Annotated in this window: 3 protein-coding genes; all 3 read left to right on the top strand. The window is 31.6% G+C overall.

From position 1 onward, the window contains the following. Nucleotides 1–87: 87 nt before the first annotated feature. The 3 genes from HF850_RS15295 to HF850_RS15285 all read left to right on the top strand — a co-directional run bounded on the left by HF850_RS15295 (nucleotide 88) and on the right by HF850_RS15285 (nucleotide 2,463). Nucleotides 88–408, top strand: a complete 321-nt coding sequence (locus HF850_RS15295; RefSeq protein WP_169106273.1) for a hypothetical protein — start codon at nucleotides 88–90, stop codon at nucleotides 406–408. Continuing rightward, nucleotides 401–751, top strand: coding sequence for an IS66 family insertion sequence element accessory protein TnpB (gene tnpB, locus HF850_RS15290; protein ID WP_169106272.1), 351 nt, complete (start codon nucleotides 401–403; stop codon nucleotides 749–751). The genes HF850_RS15295 and tnpB overlap by 8 nt, the downstream gene beginning before the upstream one ends. Nucleotides 752–855: 104 nt before the next feature. After that, the gene (locus HF850_RS15285) at nucleotides 856–2,463 is read left to right on the top strand and encodes an IS66 family transposase (protein WP_169106271.1); all 1,608 of its coding nucleotides are present in this window, start codon (nucleotides 856–858) and stop codon (nucleotides 2,461–2,463) included. The last annotated feature ends 104 nt before the right edge of the window (nucleotides 2,464–2,567 follow it).

Raw genomic sequence — 2,567 nt, 5'->3', positions numbered from 1 at the left:
GTAAGCGTAAAAGATTTTACGCCTAGCGGAAGCAGGCTCCCCTTGCTAGAATTTTAGTATAGTAATTTTAATAAGGGGGCCTGATATATGAATAATAATGATAATATAGATTGGAAAGAAGTTGTTGCAACTTTTTCTTCTTACGAAGGATCGCTGAAAGACTTTTGCACAATGAATGGGATATCAAAAAGTCAGTTATATTATTATAGAAAGAAATTTGAAAAACAGGGATATGTAAATTTTCATGCAATTTCCATGAAAGAAGAAAAAGCACAAACTGAAATTAATTTGATTTCACCAAAGTCAACAGATGTACGAATTGAAATTGGTGCTGCAAATATATACATACCGGCTAATGAAATAGGTGTTTTGACAAGTATTATCAAGGAGTTGACTTCTAATGTTTAATCTTGATAAAGTAGATACTATTTATTTAGCTTGTGGCGTAACTGATTTACGGAAAAGCATTGATGGACTTGCCATTATTGTTCAGCAACAGCTTAAGCTGGATCCATTTGAAACTGCTCTATTTGTTTTTTGCAATAAGCAGATGAATAAAATAAAGATACTGCATTTTGATGAAGGCTTTTGGTTATATTATTACCGCATTGAACATGGCCGATTAAAGTGGCCAATGACTACAGAAGAAGCTCTAAAAACTAATAAAGAAGAACTAATATGGCTGCTTAAAGGATATGAAATTCGCACTAAATCAAAATTTAAGCCTGTAACAGTAAAAAATAGTTTTTGATATTATGATATATGTAATCTCCTGAGATTGTTGATGTACTACATTTTCAATCTTTGGAGATTTATGTTAATATAGTCTCATGTTTATTTGTGAGGTATCATATTATGATGAATGAAATTGATTTAGTTGAAGAACTTGATGATAAAACAAAACTGTTATTTAAAAAAATGCAGAAAGAATTGAAATCAAAAGATGCAGAAATTAATGAGTTGAAAAAACAATTAGATTTCTTAAAAAATCAGGTTCTTAATAAGAATAGAAAATTATTTGGAAAATCAAGCGAACGAGCTGATGAAAATCAGCTGTCATTTTTTAATGAAGCAGAAAAGAATAGTGATTCAAAGGCTGTAGAACCTAAACTTGAAGAAGTGGTTTATACAAGAAAGAAAACATCAACTCATAAGGGTAAAAAAGATAATCTTTCAACTTTAGAGAGAGTTGTAATTGAACATAAGCTTGATGATGCAGAAGCTGTTTGCAATAAATGTGGACATCAATTAACTGTTATAGGAACTAAATCAAAGGAAATCTTGAAATATAGACCAGCTGAATTATATATTGAAGAACATGTTACATATACATACGCATGTAAATCATGCGAGGCGGAAGCAGATAAAGCTAATATAGTATCTGCACATGCACCTGAAAACTTCTTACATAAAGGCATGGCTTCTAATGAACTTCTTGCTCATGTTATAACAATGAAATATCAGCATGCACTTCCTTTGTATAGAATGGAAACTTATTTTGAAATGATGGATGCAAAACTTTCAAGACAGACATTATCAAACTGGATAATCAGTGCAGCCTCAGAACTTGAATGTGTATATGATTATATGAGAGAAAAAATCTTAAAGAGAGATTATATACATGCCGACGAAACTCCTGTGAAGGTTATTGACAACAAAGGTTGTGAATCAAAATCTAAGCACTATATGTGGGTATATGTTTCTGAAGATGTTGATAGTTCAATAATAATGTATGATTATCAAAAAACAAGATCCAGCGTTTGTCCCACAAAGTTCTTAGAAGGATTTTCAGGATATCTCCAAACTGATGGATATAGTGGCTATAATAAAATACAAAATGTAAAAAGATATTATTGCCTTGCCCATATCCGAAGAAAATTCCATGAAATAATTGTTGAGTTAAAACCAGAAACCCTAAAACAATCACGCGCAGTAATAGGGTTTAATTATTGTGAGCAACTTTATAAAATAGAAAAAGATCTCCGCGAGCAATATATTCATTGCGATGATTATTACGATGATCGCCATAAGATAAGACTGGAGAAATCAGCTCCTATACTCAAAAAATTTCAAGAATATATAGATACTGAAATTGAAAATGCACTTCCCAAAAGTCCATTAGGTAAAGCCTTGACTTATGCGCAGAATTTAATCCCTTCAATGAGCATATTCTTAACCAATGGTTGTCTTGAAATAGATAATAATGCTGCGGAGCGTGCAGTTAAACCATTTGTTATAGGCAGAAAAAACTGGCTTTTTTCTAATACTGCTAAAGGTGCCAAATCAAGTGCAATAATTTATAGTATCGTTGAAACGGCTAAAGCCAATGGCTTAGCGGTGGAAAGATATCTAGTATACTTATTTAATGAACTTTCAAAATGTAATGACACGAAGTTGTTAGAAAAATATATGCCTTGGTCTACTGAACTTCCTGACAGATTATATTCTAGATTAAAAAGATAATAAATATTAAATTGTAACCCAACAGAATTGTGTAAACATCTCTGTTGGGTTTATTGTAGCACTTATATTCCGTAAGCGATAGGCGTCTATTTTTTTACGCTTAC

Source organism: Clostridium sp. SM-530-WT-3G (assembly GCF_012843905.1).
Lineage (GTDB): Bacteria > Bacillota > Clostridia > Clostridiales > Clostridiaceae > Clostridium.
Note: the sequence above shows the minus strand (reverse complement) of the source record. Positions and strands in the feature narration are given on the sequence as shown.

Excerpts from the sequence above, each read along its gene's own strand:
- HF850_RS15295 (WP_169106273.1), top strand. The coding sequence starts at position 88 with ATGAATAATAATGATAATATAGATTGGAAAGAAGTTGTTGCAACTTTT.
- tnpB (WP_169106272.1), top strand. The coding sequence starts at position 401 with ATGTTTAATCTTGATAAAGTAGATACTATTTATTTAGCTTGTGGCGTA.
- HF850_RS15285 (WP_169106271.1), top strand. The coding sequence starts at position 856 with ATGATGAATGAAATTGATTTAGTTGAAGAACTTGATGATAAAACAAAA.